This window comes from Dehalococcoidia bacterium, assembly GCA_035310145.1.
Lineage (GTDB): Bacteria > Chloroflexota > Dehalococcoidia > CAUJGQ01 > CAUJGQ01 > CALFMN01.
Genome location: DATGEL010000017.1, coordinates 51,953 through 66,472, shown reverse-complemented (window position 1 = coordinate 66,472; position 14,520 = coordinate 51,953). Strand labels below are relative to the sequence as shown.

Sequence of the window (14,520 nt, the reverse complement as noted above, 5' to 3'; positions counted from 1 at the left end):
CGCGCGGCAGACGGCAGGGGCGGCTCCCGGGGCGGCGGCACGCGACGCCGCCCCGTTCTGGAAATTACGGCGATCCCTGCGCCGCCTTCGCCTTCGCGTCGAGAAGCGCGGCGATCTGCAGCAGGTGGTCCAGCGCCGCCTGGCTTGCCGCCGGCTCGCCCACGCCCAGCAGCACGCGGCCGCGCCGCCAGGCGATCGAGGTGCCGCCGCCGGCGCCGATCGTGTAGTGGTAGGCGGTGCTCTGGTCGCCCAGCGGCTGCGCCAGCGTGAACGGCTGCGGCTTCACCTCGGCCGGCGGGCTGGGAAACTGGTCGAAGTAGAGCTTTGCGCCCGCCTCGTCCTTCCAGACCTCGATCGAGACGCCGACGCCCGAGGCGCTGTCCGGCGAGCTGATCTGCTGGATGAAGCCATCGAGCCGGCCCGTGTCGTTGAACAGCTTCAGCACCGCCTGCGGATCGGCGTAGCCGGTGATCGCCTGTTCGTTCGATTGGCGCCCCGAGAGGCCGCCCACGCTGTAGCCGGCGGGCAGATCGCCGGCCGTGAGCATGATGCGCTGAATCAGATCAGAGGCGGAGGCGCCGCCGCCGGCCGCGCCTGGCGCCGTGGCTGACCGTGAAGGCGCCGCGGCGGCGGCCGTTGCCGGGCCGGTTGCTGCCGCGGGCGCAGCAGTCGCACTGGGCCGGGACGTCGCGGCTGCCGTGGGCGAGGCGCTCGCGGCCGGGCTCGCTCCCGCCACGGCCGGGAACGGTGTACCGTTACTCGTGGTGGCCGCCGGCGTGGCGCTGGCCCGCGCAAGCGGCGTGCTCGCGCTGGTCAGCGGCGTACCGGCGCTGGTCGCCGCTGCGGTGGGGCGGTTCTTGTTGTTGTTCGACGAGCCGCAGGCCGTGCAGAGCGCGAGGGCGCAGAGCGCCGTGGAAAGTGCGATCTTGATCAAGGCGATGGACACCTCCGCGTGAGTAGAGCCGCTCCTACGATCAACACCTCGCGGGCCGCGAACGTTCCAGTCCTGTGCGGCGCCCTGCACCGCCATCGCTCCGCGAGGCGCGGGTGAGCCGCGCCGGCGGCCAGTCCGAGCCGCTGCCGCCGGACCGCCTCGCGATCGAGTGCCGCTTCCTGCGCCGCACGATCGTCTCCGGCCGGCCGGACGGCCCCGTGGCCACGCTCTGCCAGCACCCGGTGCGCGACGGCTTCGACTGCATCGGCCCCTTCATCGAAGATCTGCCCACCGAGTGCCGGCTCTGGGAACAGAAGGGCCGCTGAGCGCGTCGCGCCCGTGCAACGATCCATCGTTTGACGCCGCGCCGCGCGATATACTGAATCCGTAGTTTATCCGTGCCTTCAGGCGCGAGGAGCCAACCACCATGACATACGTTCCCAATCCCGCCGTGATCGAGTCCGACGGGCGCATCGAGCGCTCAATGGACGTCTTCTCCCGGCTGCTGCGCGACCGCATCATCTACCTCGGCACGCCGATCGATGACTCGGTGGCAAACCTGATCATCGGCCAGTTGCTCTATCTGGCCAGCGCCGACCCGGAGCGCGACATCCAGATGTACATCAACAGCCCGGGCGGCGTGGTCACCGCCGGCCTGGCGATCTACGACACGATGCAGCACATCCGCTGCGACGTCTCCACCACCTGCATCGGCCAGGCCGCGAGCATGGGCGCCGTGCTGCTGGCCGCGGGCACCAAGGGCAAGCGCTACATCACGCCCAACGCGCAGGTGATGGTGCACCAGGGCAGCGCCGGCTTCAGCGGCGCCACGCCGGACATCATGATCCAGGTCCAGCATCTTGCCGGCCTGATCGAGCGGCTGAACAACATCCTCGCCAAGCACACCGGCCAGCCGATGGAGCGGATCAAGACCGATACCTCCCGCGACTTCTGGATGAACGCCGACCAGGTGCTCGAGTACGGCATCTGCGACCAGGTGCTCTCGCCGGCGAAGGAACTGGCGCTCGCCGCCACCTAAGCGCAGCGCGTCGCCTGCCGATATGCGAAGGGGATGGGCGCGATGCCCATCCCCCTTTTTTTGGCGAGCGCCCGTGCGAGCCCTCACTCCCCCGGCCCCTCTCTCCCATACACGGACGGTGGGAGATCCGCCGCGCACAAAGACCTTATGGGAGAGAGGGGCGATCGTATGGTGCTGGAGTCGGACGACGCTCGGTTAACCATGGGTCGCTTGGAACGCCCGACCCGGGATCGCCCCTTCGCCTATGCCGCAGGCATGGGAGAAGGGGACGGGGGATGAGGGCCGCCGCTCGCGGCCGCCTGCATCGCGTTCCAGACGCGCTGCGGCGTCAGCGGCACATCGATGTGGCGGATGCCCAGCGGCGCCAGCGCGTCCATCACCGCGTTGGCGATCGCCGGCACGCTGCCGATCGTGCCCGCCTCGCCCACGCCCTTGATGCCCAGCGGCGTGCGCGGCGAGGGCGTCACTGTGTGCCCGATCGTCATCTGCGGCAGGTCTTCGCCGTGCGGAATCGCGTAGTCCATGAAGCTGCCGGAGACGAGTTGCCCGTTCTCGTCGTAGACGACCTCTTCCAGCAGCGCCTGGCCCACGCCCTGGGCGATGCCGCCGTGCACCTGGCCGCGCACGATCAGCGGGTTGATCACCGGGCCGCAGTCGTCCACGCCGTCGAAGCGCAGCAGCTTCACGGCGCCCGTGTCGCGGTCGACCTCGGCCATCGCCAGATAGGCGCCGAAGGGAAAGGTCATGCCCTGCGAGCCGAAGAAGTGCTGCGCCTCTAGTCCCGGCTCGTCTCCGGGCGCGGGCGCGGCGTAGGCGTGCGCGGCCACACGCTGGAAGGCGAGGCCGCGGTCGGGTGCGTCCGCCGGCTCGATGCGGCCGTTGCGGAAGAGCAGATCGTCCTCGTTCGCCTCGATCATGTTGGCGGCGATGCGGCGCATCTTCGCCTCGATCTCGCGCAGGCACTGGTAGACCGCCGAGCCGCCCATCATCATGCTGCGGCTGCCGAACGTGCCGATGCCCTGCGCCACGACGGCGGTGTCGTGCTCGTGCAGCGTCACCGTGTCCGGATCGACGCCCAGCACCTCGGCGGCGAGCTGGGCGAAGACCGTCTCGTGCCCCTGGCCATGCGCCGAGACCCCCGTCAGCAGCTCCACCGCGCCGCTCTGGTTGACGCGCACGGCGCCGTACTCCCAGGCCGCGGCGCCGCCGCCCTCGCTCGCCGCGCCCGGCCCGCAGCTCTCTACATATGAGCAGATGCCGATGCCGACCAGCCGCCCTTCGGCGCGTGCCGCCTCGCGCTCGCGCACCAGCGCGGCATAGTCCACGTTCTCCAGCAGCGTGTTCAGCGCCTTCGCGTAGTCGCCGCTGTCGTAGAGCAGGCCGGTGGCCGTCCGATACGGGAAGGCGTCGGCGGGGATGAAGTTCTTGCGGCGCAGCTCGATCGGGTCCATGTTCAGCTCGCGCGCCAGCAGGTCCATCGCCCGCTCGCAGAAGTAGGTCGCCTCCGGCCGGCCGGCGCCGCGGTAGGCCGCCGTGGGCGACTTGTTGGTCAGCGCCTCGCTGAGCAGCACGCGCGCGGCGGGAAAGCGGTAGACGTTGGTGCAGAGCCGCTGCGTGTTGCCGTAGAGGCCGACGGTGCTGGCGTCGCAGGTGTGGCCCAGGTCGGCGATGATGTTGAGCCTGAGCCCCAGCAGCGTGCCGTCGCGCTTCGCCGCCAGCTCGATCGTGCCCGTCTGGCCGCGACCGTGGCTGGTGGTCGTGAACGACTCCATGCGCGTCTCGATCCATTTGACCGGCCGCTCGAAGCGCCGCGCCAGGAAGGCGGCGCAGGCCTCTTCAGAGTAGACGTTGCCCTTGGCGCCGAAGCCGCCGCCCATCTCCGGAACGATCACGCGGATGCGCCCCTCGGGGATGCCGCCCATGCGCGAGAGCACGGCGCGCACGCGGTGTGGCGCCTGCGAGGTGGACCAGATGGTGAACCGGTCGTCCCAGCGCTCGTAGCGGGCGACGACACCGCGCGTCTCGATCGCGGAGGGCGCGAGGCGGGCGGCGCGCATGCGTTGCTTCACGGTCACCTCGGCCTGCGCGAACGCGGCCTCGATCGCCTCTTCGGAGGCGCCGAAGGGCACATCGCGCAGCACGGCGTTGTCGGGAAACTCGTCCCACAGTTGCGGTGCGCCGGGCGCCAGCGCCGCTTCGGGATCGACCACGGCGGGCAGCTCTTCGTATTCGACGGCGACCAGGTCGACCGCGTCCTCCGCGAGGTAGCGATCGGCGGCCAGTATGGCCACAACCGACTCGCCCACGCGCCGCACCTTCTCCCGTGCCAGCACGAAGCGCGGCGGCTGCGGCGGGCCGGGGTTCGGCGGGAAGGGCGGCGCGAACTCGGCCGCCTCGGCCCCGGTGACGACGGCGAAGACCCCGGGCAGCGCCAACGCCGCGCTCGCGTCGATCGAGACGATGCGCGCGTGGGCGTGCGGCGAGCGCACGAAGGCGAGGTGCAGCAGCTCGGGCAGATGCAGGTCGTCGATGTAGCTCGCGCTGCCGGTGATCAGGCGCGGGTCCTCGCGCCGTTTCACCGGCGTGCCGAACCAGCGCGCGTGCAAAAACGGCCTGGTCGAGTGATCGTCGGCCACGGTCGGCTTCCTCCAGCAGATGCATAAGGGGCGTTGCCCCGTGCAACTGTACACTGTGGCGTCGGCGCGTCCCCGCGCAACGGATCGCGAAAGGCGCTATGCTGCCGCTGGCCGGCGCGATGCCGGCGAGGAGCAACGACGATGACGGCAAGCGACCGCCTGGCCATGCCGCTGGGCGAAGCGATCTTCAGCATGCGAGCGATCCGCCGCTTCAAGCCCGATCCGATCGCCGACAATGACCTGCACGCGATCATGGAGGCGGCGATCCACGCGCCCAACGGCGGCAACGCCCAGCCCTGGCGCTTCATCGTGGTCAAGGATGCAGAGCAGCGCGCCCGCCTGGCGCCGCTCTACCGCGAAGCCTGGTGGGCCAAGCGCAAGGACCAGGGCATCAACGGTCCGCAGGACATCTCACCCAACGACAAGGTGGCGCAGTCGGCCATGCGCCTGGCGGAGACGCTCGGTGAGGTGCCGGTGATCGTGCTCGTCTGCGCCACGGCGAAAGGCGCCGGTGCGATGGGCCCGGTGATCCCTTCCGTGGAGAACCTGCTGCTGGCGGCGCGGGCGCTGGGCATCGGCGGCACGATCACCACGCTGCACGCCGTGGTAGACGAACGGGTGCGCGCCCTCTTCAGCATCCCCGACACGGCGCAGATCGTCTACTGCCTGCCGCTGGGCTACCCGCGCGGCCGCTTCGGGCCAACCACGCGCAGGCCACTGACCGAGGTCTGCGCCTACGATCGCTGGGACGGCAGCGTGCCCTGGCCCCAATTCTAGGGGAAGGGGAGATCGACGCACGGAGCGGTTAGGGCTGAGCGCGTGACGCAGTACCTCCCCAGCTCCGGTCCGAAGCTCCCCTCTCCATTCCATGGAGAGGGGCCGGGGGTGAGGCCACGCGCCTGACGCCGGATCGCCCTTCCCCCATCATGCAACGAATGGGGAAGGGTCGGGGGATGAGATGGGGGCCACCCGATGCCGCTCGATGCCCTGCCGCCCGACCTCGCCGTGCTGCGCGAGCGGCTGCGCGCCTTTCTTGACGATGAGCTGCTGCCCGCCGAGCGCGTCGCCGGCGTGCAGGAGGAGGCCGAGGCGCCGGCCGAGCTGCGCCGCTGGGTGCGCACGCGCTCGCACGAGCTCGGCCTCTTCCGCCTGCTGCAGCCAGCGGAGCTGGGCGGCGGCGGGCTCGGTCCGCTCGGCCAGGTGGCGCTGCGCGAGGAGATCGCCGCCTCCGGCGCCGCGCTTGGCCGGCTGGTGCTGGGCGGTGCCGGCGGTCTGCTGCGCCACGGCACGCCCGCGCAGCGTGAACGCTTTCTGGCGCCCGTGCTGCGCGGCAAGCTGACGGCGGCCTTCGCCTTCACCGACGCCCGCGAAGGTCCGCGCACCACGGCCGTGCGCCAGGGCGAGGCGTTCGCCCTGAACGGCGTCAAAGCGTTCGTCACCGGCGGACCGCACGCCGATCTGCTGCTGACCGTGGCCAACGTGACGGAGAACCCCGGCGGTCCGGTCGGCTCGGCCGTGTTCGTCGTCCCGCGCGGTGCGCCCGGATTGACGCTGCGGCGTGAGCTGCGCACGCTCGACGGCGGCCTGCACGGCGAGTTCGCCTACGAAGGCGTGCCGGCAACGGAGGAAGCGATCATCGGCGGCATCGGCCAGGGGCTGCCGCGGGCCCTGGAAGACATCACCGGCATGCGGCTCGGTGTGGCGGCCTCGGCCTGCGGCGCCGGGCGTTGGACGCTGGCCTACACGCTCGCCCAGATCGACCAGCCGCACCGCAGCGGCACGCCGCTGGCCGAGCGCGAGCAGGTGCAGGCGATGCTGGCCGAGAGCGCAACCGACCTCTACGCGGCGCGCAGCGCCCTGTACGCCACGGCGCGGGCGGCACAGGAGGGTGAGAGCAGGGAGGTCGAGGTGGCGATGGCGAAGTCGCTCGCCACCGAGGCGATCACGCGCATCGTCGACCGCGCGATCCAGCTCACGGGCGGTGCGGCGGTGGTGGAGGGGCATCCGCTGGCGCGGCTCTACCGCCAGATCCGCGCCTGGCGCATCGCCGAAGGCACCACGGAGATCCTGCGCCTGACGATCGCCCGCGGCTTGCTCGCGCGGCAGCGTGGGGCCTGACCCCGCCACAGCACGCCGCGTCTCCCTTCCCGACACGGGAAGGGTGGGGTGCGAGGAGATCCGGTAGCCTTCGAACCACCCCTTCCCGTGTCGGGCCAGAGCGCCGCGCAACCGTGGGAGACCCGCAATGCGCAGCCGAGCCTGAGCGAGGCAGGGATAGGCGCGCCGCAGCTTGTAATCTTGTAAAAGCTGCTACAATCCCTGCACCCCGCTCGATCCGGGTCCGCCAGGAGTCCCTGCATGGCCGATTCGCCCCTGGCACAGCGCCTCGCCGCCGCGCGCGACGGGTTGGCGGACCTGGAGCGGCGCGTGCGACGTGCGGGGGGCAAGGCCGCCGCGGCCGAGATCGCCGGTCTCGTGCAGCTGCTCGACGGCGTGACGGCGGACTACGCCGCGCAGCCGGCCGCGGTGCGCGACCGCAGCCAGGCCGTGCGCCTGCAGGCCATCACTGCCGCCCTCTCCGAGGCGCTCACGCCGGTGCAGGTGGCCGAGGTCATGGTGGAGCAGGGCGTCGCCGCCACCGACGCGGTCGCAGGCACGCTGGCCCTGCTCGACGAGGCGCGCGACACGGTCGAGATCGTCGGCGCCGGCGGCTATGCGGCGCCGCTGGTGAAGCACTGGCAGCGCTTTCCGCTTTCCACGGCGGCGCCGCTGGCCGAGGCGATCCGCTCGGCCAAGCCGTATCTCGTCGCCTCGGCCGCGGAGGGGCGCAGCCGCGGCCTCATGCCTGATGCGGTCTGGCCGGATGGTCGCACGGGCGCCCTCGCGGCCGTGCCGCTGATCGTGGACGGCGTCACGATCGGCGCGATTGGCCTCAGCTACGAGCGCACGCGCAGCTTCGACGGCGCCGATGAGGCCTTTCTCGCGGCGCTGGCGCAGCAGTTCGCGCTGGCCCTGCTGCGTGCCCGGCTCTACCAGGCGCAGCGCGACGCCCGCGCCGAGGCCGAGGCTGCCCAGCGCTGGCTGCGCTTTCTCGCCGAGGCGGGCGATACGCTCTCCGCGACGCTGGACTACGACGAGACGCTGGCCCAGGTCGCCCGGCTCGCCGTGCCGGCGCTGGCCGATTGGTGCAGCGTCTGCGTGCTGAACGAGGCCGGCCTGATCGAGCGCCGCGCCTTCGCCGCGGCGGACCCCGCCCGCCGCGCCGCCGTGGAAGAGCTGGGCGGCGGCTTCCCGCTTGCGCCCGATGCGCCGCACCCCATCGCCCGCGTGCTGCGCAGCGGCCACCCCGAGCTCCTGGCGAACGTGGGCGAGGCCGAATTGTCCGGCCTGGCGGTGGACAAGCGGCGGCTGCCGCGGCTGCGCGCCGCCGGCATCAGCTCCTACATGTGCGTGCCGCTGCGGGCGCGCGGGCATACGCTGGGCACGCTCAACTTCGTCTCCTCCACGCCGGAGCGGCAGTACGGCCCGGCCCAGCTGGCGCTGGCCGAGGAGATCGCCCGCCGCGCCGCCCTGGCCGCCGACAACGCCCGCCTCTATCACGAGGTGCAAGCGGCGCTGGCCGCCCGCGATCGCGCCCTGGACGCCGTCGAGGGCGAGCGCGAGCGGCTGTTCGGCCTGTTCATGCAAACGCCGGCGGCGATCGCCTACCTGAACGGTCCCGATCATCGCGTCGAATTCGTCAACCCCGGCGCCATCCGCTTTCTGGGCGGCGATCCGACCGGCCTGCCCGTGCGCGAGGCGCTGGCGCCGCTGGCCGCCGGCTCGGGCTACCTGCTGGTGCTCGATCACGCCTTTCGCACGGGCAAGCCCTTCAGCGCCAACGAGGCACGCGCCTTGATCACCGGCGCCGATGGCGCCCGCGAGGAGGCCTTCTTCAACGTCGTCTGCCAGCCGGTGCGCGACGAGGCAGGCGCCGTGGAGGGCATCCTCGTACACGCCGTTGAGGTCACGGCGCAGGTGCAGGCCCGCCGCCAGATCGAAACGCTCGCCGCCGAGAACGCCCGCCTCTACGGCGAAGCCCGCGATGCGCTGCGCCAGCGCGACGATTTCTTCTCTACCGTCTCCCACGACCTCAACACGCCGTTGACCACGATCAAGGGCCTGGCGCAGTTGCTGGGCCGCCGCGCGGCGTCGGGCGGGGAGGATCTGACCTGGGTGCGTGAGGGTCTGGCCTCGATCGACGCGGCCGCCACGCGCATGCGGGCACTGGTGGGCCAGTTGCTCGACGCCGCACGCCTGCAGGCCGGCGAGCCGCTGGCGCTCGACCGCCAGCAGGTCAACCTGGCGGCGTTGACCCGCGGTGTCGTGGAGGAGCAGCGCGCCGTCGTCGAAAATGCGACGATCACCCTGGAGACGCCGGCGCCGGAGCCCGTGGGCATGTGGGACGCGGTCCGCCTCGAACGCGTGCTGGGCAACCTGCTCTCCAACGCGATCAAGTACAGCCCGAACGGCGGCGTGATCCAGGTGCGCGTGCGCCAGGAAGGCGCCGGCGCGGACGCCCATGCGGTGCTCGAAGTGCGGGACCAGGGCATGGGCATCCCCGCCGCCGACCTGCCGCGTGTGTTCGAGCGCTTCTTCCGCGGCTCGAATGTTGAAGGGCGGATCGGCGGCACCGGCATCGGCCTCGCCGGCGTGCGCCAGATCGCGGAGCAGCACGGCGGCTCGGTTTCCGTCGCCAGCACGGAGGGGCAGGGCGCCCGCTTCACCGTCTGCCTGCCGCTGCACGGCGGCGCCGAGCCGCGGGCGTAGCGCCGGCAGCAGCGCGTTTGTGGTCTGACCCGGACCTCGCCCGCCGCTCGCCCGGCGCCGTGCCGCCGTGACCGGTACACCGGTCACACGCTACGATCGGCCCATGCCGTGCGCATCCGTTCCGGCGCGGCCGACGGCGGGGAGTTTGGCTTGCGGGGAGAGAAACAAGCCGCGGTGCGCCGCGTTCCGCTCTGGCTGCTGCTGTGCGCCGCACTGCTGCCCCTGGCCTGCGCCGGCGGCCACAAGCACAACAAGACGGCGGCCACACCAACGCCGGGCAACCCGACGCTGCCGGTGGTGACCGGCCCGCCACTGCCGCCGGTGCGCGGGCCGCTGCTGACCCCGCCGCCCATCCCGGCCGGCGGCACGCCTCGACCGCCGGCCACGCCGTCGGGCTTCCCCGCCCTGGGTGAGACGACGCCGGAGTCCCCGCGCGGCCCCGCGGCCACGCCGCCGAACGTGGACAACGGCCCGCTGACGATCGGGCTGCTGGCGCCCTTAAGCGGCGGCAACGCGGCGGCGGGCAAGGAGCTGAGCCAGGGCTTCCAGCTCTACCTGAGCCAGCACAACGGCCGGCTGGGCGGCTTCGCGATCACGCTCGCCACGGCAGACACGGCCTCCGACCCGGCCACGGCGCGGGCGAAGCTACGCACACTGGCCGAAAAGGACAAGGCCGCCGCGATCGCCGGCGTCGCCTCCGACGCCGTGGCCGCGGCGCTGCGCGACGATCTTGACGGCCGCAGGCTGCCCGCCGTGATCGCCGGCGCCGGGCTGGACGACCTCACCCAGCGCGACAAGAGCAACTGGATCTTCCGCGTCTCGGCCAGCAACAGCCAGGCTACACAGCCGCTCGGCGCCTACGCCTGCAAAATGCTCGGCCTCAAGCGCACGGCGCTGATCGCCGAGGACGACAGCTTCGGCTGGGAGGCGGCCGGCGGCTTCGCCCATACGTTTACGGATTGCGGCGGCACGATCGCGCAAGAGCAGTACGTGCCGGGGGGCACGAGCAACTGGGCGCCCTTCGTGCAGAAGCTGAAGCAGGGCGGCGCGGATGCCGTGTTCGCCGCGGTGCAGGGCGACGCCGCCCCACGCTTTCTGAAGGCCTACCGCGACGCGGGCATGACGCTGCCGCTGCTGGGCGCCGGCGAGCTGGTGGATGAGCCGCTGCTGGCGCGGGAGGGCGATACGGCGAACGGCGTGATCAGCGCCGCCGCCTTCAGCGCGGCGCTGGCCGACCCGGCCACACAGGCGTTCGTCAGGGCCTACGCTGCGGCGTACGGCGGAGCACCGGCCGGCGTGGGAGCCGCGAACGGCTACCTGGCCGCCGAGGCGCTGGATGTGGCGCTGCTGGCGGCGGGCACGCAGGCGGCGGTGAACCCGGCGGCGCTGCGCGACGCCCTGCGCGGGGTGAAGCTGGCGAGCACGCCGGGTGGCGGCGCCTTCGCCTTCGACGACGATCAGCAGGGCGTGTTCGATCTCTCCGTGCGCCAGACGCAGCAGTTGCCGGGCGGCAAACCCGGCAACCTGCTGCGCGATGCCGACACCTTCGCCGGCGTCTCGCAGTTCTGGACCTATCCGCCCGCCGCGTTCCTCGCCGGCAAACGCTACCGGGAGCGGAAGGGCGCCTGGGCGCGCTAGCGAACGGGAAACCTGAGCCCTTGCCCCACCACTATCGGGCATACCCGAATCCGGGCAGCTTGTAGTACGTGCCCAGCGTGTTGTAGTACTGCCCCACCGCCGAATAGTAGCTGTAATACGCGCTGCCCGGCTGGTTCAGCGTGAGGAACGTCTGGTAGTAGGTCGGGCCGCTGGTGTAGCCCTGCACCTCTTCCTGAGAGAGCTGCGGCGCGATCAGGGCCGTCGCCGTCATCTCGTCCAGCAGCGCCTGTTCGCGCGGTGACAGCGTGCCGTGGAACTGTGCGAGCTTCTCCAGAAACGTGACCAGCTCCCCCTCGCTGGCCGGCTGGATCTGCGTGGTCATTGCCCGTCCTCCGTCATCCACTTCCCGTGTTGCGCGGCGCCGCGGCCGAGCACAGAGCCAGTATATTCAGCCGTGGAGCGTTTTCAGGGCCGGTAGAATCCGTGCAGCCGTACGACAGTTGCGAAGACGCACGATTCGCCCGTGCACACCAGGTTCCCGCCGGCACAGCGGCGGCGGCGGTGGCCTATCCTGAATACGGCGGCCGGCCATACCGGCCGGCCACACGGGGCCGCGGGAGGAACACGCATGGCAGGGCTGCCGGATGCGCTGACCGCCAACCTGGCGCCCGGCCCGACGGGCAATCCGATCACCACCCAGTTGCGCCCCTTCGAGGAAGACCCGCTGCGCTTTCTGCTGGAGATGCAGCGCGGCTACGGCGATGTCGTGCGCCTGCGCCTCTGGCCCCAGGTCTTTCACCTGATCAGCAGCCCCGGCGGCATCCGTCACGTGCTTTCGACGCACGCCGGCAACTACCACGGTCCGCCCGCTGCGCAGCGCGGCCGCCTGCGCGACCGCCAGCGCCTGCTGAGCGGCGGCATGCACAGCCTCTCCGATGACCTGTTCGTGCTCACCCGGCGCATGGAGAAGCTGGGGCGCGAGGTGTTCCACCGCGAGCAGGTCGAGAGCTTCGCGGAAACGATGACCGCCGGCAGCGCGGCGCTGCTCGACGGCTGGCGCGAACGAGCACGCGACAGCGCGGCCTTCGATGTCGAGGCCGAGCTGCTGCGCCTGACGCAGACGATCCTCGGCGACACGCTTTTTCACGCCGACCTCGGCGAGGTCGGCCTGGCGCTCGGCGGCCTGCTCGACCGCTCCGCGCCGCAACTGCGCGTCTCGCTCTTTCAGCGGCTGGAACGCTCGTCGGAGGAGGAGGAGCGCGCCTGGCATGCGGCGATGGCGGCTGTGGATCGCTTCGTCACCCGCCTGATCGCGGAGCGCCGCGAGCGCGGGCCGAGCGCGCGCGATCTGCTCTCGATCCTGATCTTCGACGAGGACGAGGTGACGGGGGAGCCGTTGCCGCCGCAGAAGCTGTGGGAGGCGGTCACGGTCTTCCTGATCGCGGGGCATACGGCGATCGCCAGCGCCCTGACCTGGACCTGCTGCCTGCTGGCGCAGCACCGCGAGGCGATGCGGCAGGCGCAGCGCGAGGTCGATGCGGTGCTGGCGGGGCGCGTGCCCACCCTGGCGGACTTGCCGCGGCTACGCTTCACACACATGGTCGTGCAGGAGGCGCTGCGCCTCTACCCGCCGGTGTGGATGTTTGCGCCGCGCATGGCCGCCGCCGACGACACGATCGAGGGCTTCCGCATTCCCGCCCGCTCGATGGTGCTGATCAGCCCGTACGTGCTGCACCGCCATGCCGCCTACTGGCAGCAGCCCGAGGCGTTCCTGCCGGAGCGCTTCGCCGCGCCCGCGCCGCCGGTGTACATGCCTTTCGGCAGCGGGCCGTGGGGCTGCGTGGGCAGCCAGTTCGGCCTGCTCGAAGCGCGGCTGGTGCTGCCGATGCTGCTGCAGCGCTACGACTGGGAGCTGGCGCCGGGCCAGGCGATCGCGCTGGACCCGCAGCTCGCGCTGCGGCCGCGGGGCGGGCTGCGCATCATCGCGCACGCGCGTTCAGAGCCGCCGGCATAGCCGCGAGCGCAGGGTGGAGCGGGTGGCCGCGTCCGTCTTCAGCAACGCGGCGGCGTCCTGCAGCCGCTCACGCAGGGTGCGCAGCGCGTCGTCTCGGCGCAAGACGCGTGCTGGGGCGGGTATCGCCTGCGCCTGCCTGCACCGCAGGAGCTACGGCTCGCGCTGCAGGATGTTGCGCCGGTCGCGGCTCAACGGTTCGAGGCGATTCTGCACAACGCCCCAGACGAGTTCGAGATCGACCGCATAGTAACCGTGGGCAAGAATATTGCGCATCGCTCGAATCGTAGCCCAGGGCGCCGCGGGATAGTGATCGCGAATCTCCGCGGGCACTCGTCCGGCTGCCTCGCCGATGACTTCGATGTTGCGCACCACTGCGTCGACCTTCTCCTGATTCGCGACGAAGGCGTCGTACGAGACGGCCTGCGTGTAGGCCAGCGCCCGCTCGACGCTGCGCAGCATATCTTCGATGTACAGCTTCCATTCTCTACTCGGCAGGGATTGCCTCCGCGAATATTCGCTCCCGGAGTTGCGGCCTGACACTTCGCTCCAACACTAGGTCGACCTCCCGGCCAAGCAGCTTTTCAAGCAAGAGCTTGACATCGGCAAGATCGAAGAGATCGATCGGTTGGCTGAACGTCACCAGCAGATCGACGTCGGAGTCGGGGCGGGCCTCGTCGCGGGCGACGGAGCCAAACAGGCGCAGGCTGGCCACCTTCAGCGCCGCCAGCTCCGCCCGGTGCTCGCGCAGGATGCGCAGCGCATCCTCCCGGCGCATTATGAGTGCAACTCCTGCAATGATCTGAGGACAACAGCCCGATGGGGAATGACGCTCACGGCTCTTCTCGAAGCATGCGTTCCAGAATCGGTGTGACCACTGGAAAGTCATCAGTCAGGGTGTTCCAGAGAGTATCGACGCTTATACCGAAGTACATATGAACCACAATATTGCGCATTCCGCGTATCTCCTGCCAGGGAACGGCGGGATATCGCCGCCGAAGCGCCAGCGGAACATGCGAAGCGGCCTCGCCCAGCACGCCAAAATTGTATGCGACTGCGTGAAGCGTCCGCAGATCACCGCGAAAATCCTCAACGGTCATCCCTTCTACGAACTGCCGAATGTTCTCGATGGCCTCCAGAATGTCATCGATCCGATCTCTCCAGTCCCTCGGTTGCAGGGATCGCCTCCCTCATGATGTGCTCTCGGTAGCGCGGCTTTAGGCCGTCCTCAACGATCAGGTCCACCGGCCGCCCGAGCATCGCGGCGATCTCGTCCTGCACGCGGAAGACGTGGAAGTAGCCCACGGGCGCGCTGAACGTCACCAGCAGATCGACGTCGGAGTCGGGGCGGGCCTCGTCGCGGGCGACGGAGCCAAACAGGCGCAGGCTGGCCACCTTCAGCGCCGCCAGCTCCGCCCGGTGCTCGCGCAGGATGCGCAGCGCTTCGTCCCGGCGCATGGCGTTTCCCCCTGCTGCCAGTCTACGCCGGGCC

15 protein-coding genes are annotated in these 14,520 nt (G+C 71.0%); 8 read left to right on the top strand and 7 right to left on the bottom strand.

Annotated elements, in window-relative coordinates; genetic code table 11:
- Window positions 1-64 precede the first annotated feature (64 nt).
- Window positions 65-547, bottom strand: coding sequence for a hypothetical protein (locus VKV26_03485; GenBank protein HLZ68953.1), 483 nt, complete (start codon window positions 545-547; stop codon window positions 65-67).
- Between the two features lie 55 nt (window positions 548-602).
- Here VKV26_03485 and VKV26_03480 point away from each other — a divergent pair, with 55 nt between their 5' ends.
- The 3 genes from VKV26_03480 to VKV26_03470 all read left to right on the top strand — a co-directional run bounded on the left by VKV26_03480 (window position 603) and on the right by VKV26_03470 (window position 1,973).
- Entirely contained in the window at window positions 603-956 is a 354-nt protein-coding gene (locus VKV26_03480) for a hypothetical protein (GenBank protein ID HLZ68952.1), read from the top strand.
- Window positions 957-1,047: 91 nt separating this feature from the next.
- Complete coding sequence (locus tag VKV26_03475) at window positions 1,048-1,260, top strand: hypothetical protein (GenBank protein ID HLZ68951.1); 213 nt, start codon at window positions 1,048-1,050, stop codon at window positions 1,258-1,260.
- A gap of 101 nt (window positions 1,261-1,361) precedes the next feature.
- A complete protein-coding gene (locus VKV26_03470; GenBank protein ID HLZ68950.1) occupies window positions 1,362-1,973 on the top strand; it encodes an ATP-dependent Clp protease proteolytic subunit in 612 nt (203 codons plus the stop codon).
- Between the two features lie 242 nt (window positions 1,974-2,215).
- Here the strand turns inward: VKV26_03470 and VKV26_03465 are convergent, their stop codons facing one another.
- Window positions 2,216-4,609: a xanthine dehydrogenase family protein molybdopterin-binding subunit gene (locus VKV26_03465; GenBank protein ID HLZ68949.1), complete on the bottom strand. Its 2,394-nt coding sequence runs from the start codon at window positions 4,607-4,609 to the stop codon at window positions 2,216-2,218.
- Window positions 4,610-4,750: 141 nt separating this feature from the next.
- Between VKV26_03465 and VKV26_03460 the strand changes: the two genes are divergently transcribed.
- From VKV26_03460 to VKV26_03445, 4 genes are all read left to right on the top strand, one after another.
- The gene (locus VKV26_03460) at window positions 4,751-5,386 is read left to right on the top strand and encodes a nitroreductase family protein (protein HLZ68948.1); all 636 of its coding nucleotides are present in this window, start codon (window positions 4,751-4,753) and stop codon (window positions 5,384-5,386) included.
- 195 nt (window positions 5,387-5,581) lie between these two features.
- The gene (locus tag VKV26_03455) at window positions 5,582-6,727 is read left to right on the top strand and encodes an acyl-CoA dehydrogenase (GenBank protein HLZ68947.1); all 1,146 of its coding nucleotides are present in this window, start codon (window positions 5,582-5,584) and stop codon (window positions 6,725-6,727) included.
- A gap of 240 nt (window positions 6,728-6,967) precedes the next feature.
- Entirely contained in the window at window positions 6,968-9,418 is a 2,451-nt protein-coding gene (locus VKV26_03450; GenBank protein HLZ68946.1) for an ATP-binding protein, read from the top strand.
- Between the two features lie 150 nt (window positions 9,419-9,568).
- On the top strand, window positions 9,569-11,056 hold the full coding sequence (locus VKV26_03445; protein ID HLZ68945.1) for an ABC transporter substrate-binding protein: 1,488 nt from the start codon (window positions 9,569-9,571) through the stop codon (window positions 11,054-11,056).
- Between the two features lie 31 nt (window positions 11,057-11,087).
- Here the strand turns inward: VKV26_03445 and VKV26_03440 are convergent, their stop codons facing one another.
- On the bottom strand, window positions 11,088-11,399 hold the full coding sequence (locus VKV26_03440; GenBank protein HLZ68944.1) for a hypothetical protein: 312 nt from the start codon (window positions 11,397-11,399) through the stop codon (window positions 11,088-11,090).
- 246 nt (window positions 11,400-11,645) lie between these two features.
- Here VKV26_03440 and VKV26_03435 point away from each other — a divergent pair, with 246 nt between their 5' ends.
- A complete protein-coding gene (locus VKV26_03435) occupies window positions 11,646-13,031 on the top strand; it encodes a cytochrome P450 (protein HLZ68943.1) in 1,386 nt (461 codons plus the stop codon).
- Window positions 13,032-13,181: 150 nt separating this feature from the next.
- Here VKV26_03435 and VKV26_03430 read toward each other — a convergent pair whose 3' ends face one another.
- The 4 genes from VKV26_03430 to VKV26_03415 are packed head-to-tail and all read right to left on the bottom strand — an operon-like array spanning window position 13,182 to window position 14,486.
- Window positions 13,182-13,490 carry a DUF86 domain-containing protein gene (locus VKV26_03430; GenBank protein HLZ68942.1) on the bottom strand — a complete coding sequence of 103 codons (309 nt, stop codon included), beginning with the start codon at window positions 13,488-13,490 and terminating at the stop codon, window positions 13,182-13,184.
- 25 nt (window positions 13,491-13,515) lie between these two features.
- Window positions 13,516-13,806 carry a nucleotidyltransferase family protein gene (locus VKV26_03425; protein ID HLZ68941.1) on the bottom strand — a complete coding sequence of 97 codons (291 nt, stop codon included), beginning with the start codon at window positions 13,804-13,806 and terminating at the stop codon, window positions 13,516-13,518.
- Between the two features lie 55 nt (window positions 13,807-13,861).
- Window positions 13,862-14,158, bottom strand: a complete 297-nt coding sequence (locus VKV26_03420) for a DUF86 domain-containing protein (protein ID HLZ68940.1) — start codon at window positions 14,156-14,158, stop codon at window positions 13,862-13,864.
- Window positions 14,159-14,171: 13 nt separating this feature from the next.
- Window positions 14,172-14,486 carry a nucleotidyltransferase family protein gene (locus tag VKV26_03415; protein ID HLZ68939.1) on the bottom strand — a complete coding sequence of 105 codons (315 nt, stop codon included), beginning with the start codon at window positions 14,484-14,486 and terminating at the stop codon, window positions 14,172-14,174.
- Window positions 14,487-14,520: the final 34 nt, after the last annotated feature.

Bases quoted from the DNA above. Each gene is read 5' to 3' on its own strand.
- VKV26_03450 (HLZ68946.1), top strand. From the start codon at position 6,968: ATGGCCGATTCGCCCCTGGCACAGCGCCTCGCCGCCGCGCGCGACGGG.
- VKV26_03470 (HLZ68950.1), top strand. From the start codon at position 1,362: ATGACATACGTTCCCAATCCCGCCGTGATCGAGTCCGACGGGCGCATC.
- VKV26_03430 (HLZ68942.1), bottom strand. From the start codon at position 13,490: ATGCTGCGCAGCGTCGAGCGGGCGCTGGCCTACACGCAGGCCGTCTCG.
- VKV26_03485 (HLZ68953.1), bottom strand. From the start codon at position 547: ATGCTCACGGCCGGCGATCTGCCCGCCGGCTACAGCGTGGGCGGCCTC.
- VKV26_03440 (HLZ68944.1), bottom strand. From the start codon at position 11,399: ATGACCACGCAGATCCAGCCGGCCAGCGAGGGGGAGCTGGTCACGTTT.
- VKV26_03455 (HLZ68947.1), top strand. From the start codon at position 5,582: ATGCCGCTCGATGCCCTGCCGCCCGACCTCGCCGTGCTGCGCGAGCGG.
- VKV26_03415 (HLZ68939.1), bottom strand. From the start codon at position 14,486: ATGCGCCGGGACGAAGCGCTGCGCATCCTGCGCGAGCACCGGGCGGAG.
- VKV26_03425 (HLZ68941.1), bottom strand. From the start codon at position 13,806: ATGCGCCGGGAGGATGCGCTGCGCATCCTGCGCGAGCACCGGGCGGAG.
- VKV26_03460 (HLZ68948.1), top strand. From the start codon at position 4,751: ATGACGGCAAGCGACCGCCTGGCCATGCCGCTGGGCGAAGCGATCTTC.
- VKV26_03435 (HLZ68943.1), top strand. From the start codon at position 11,646: ATGGCAGGGCTGCCGGATGCGCTGACCGCCAACCTGGCGCCCGGCCCG.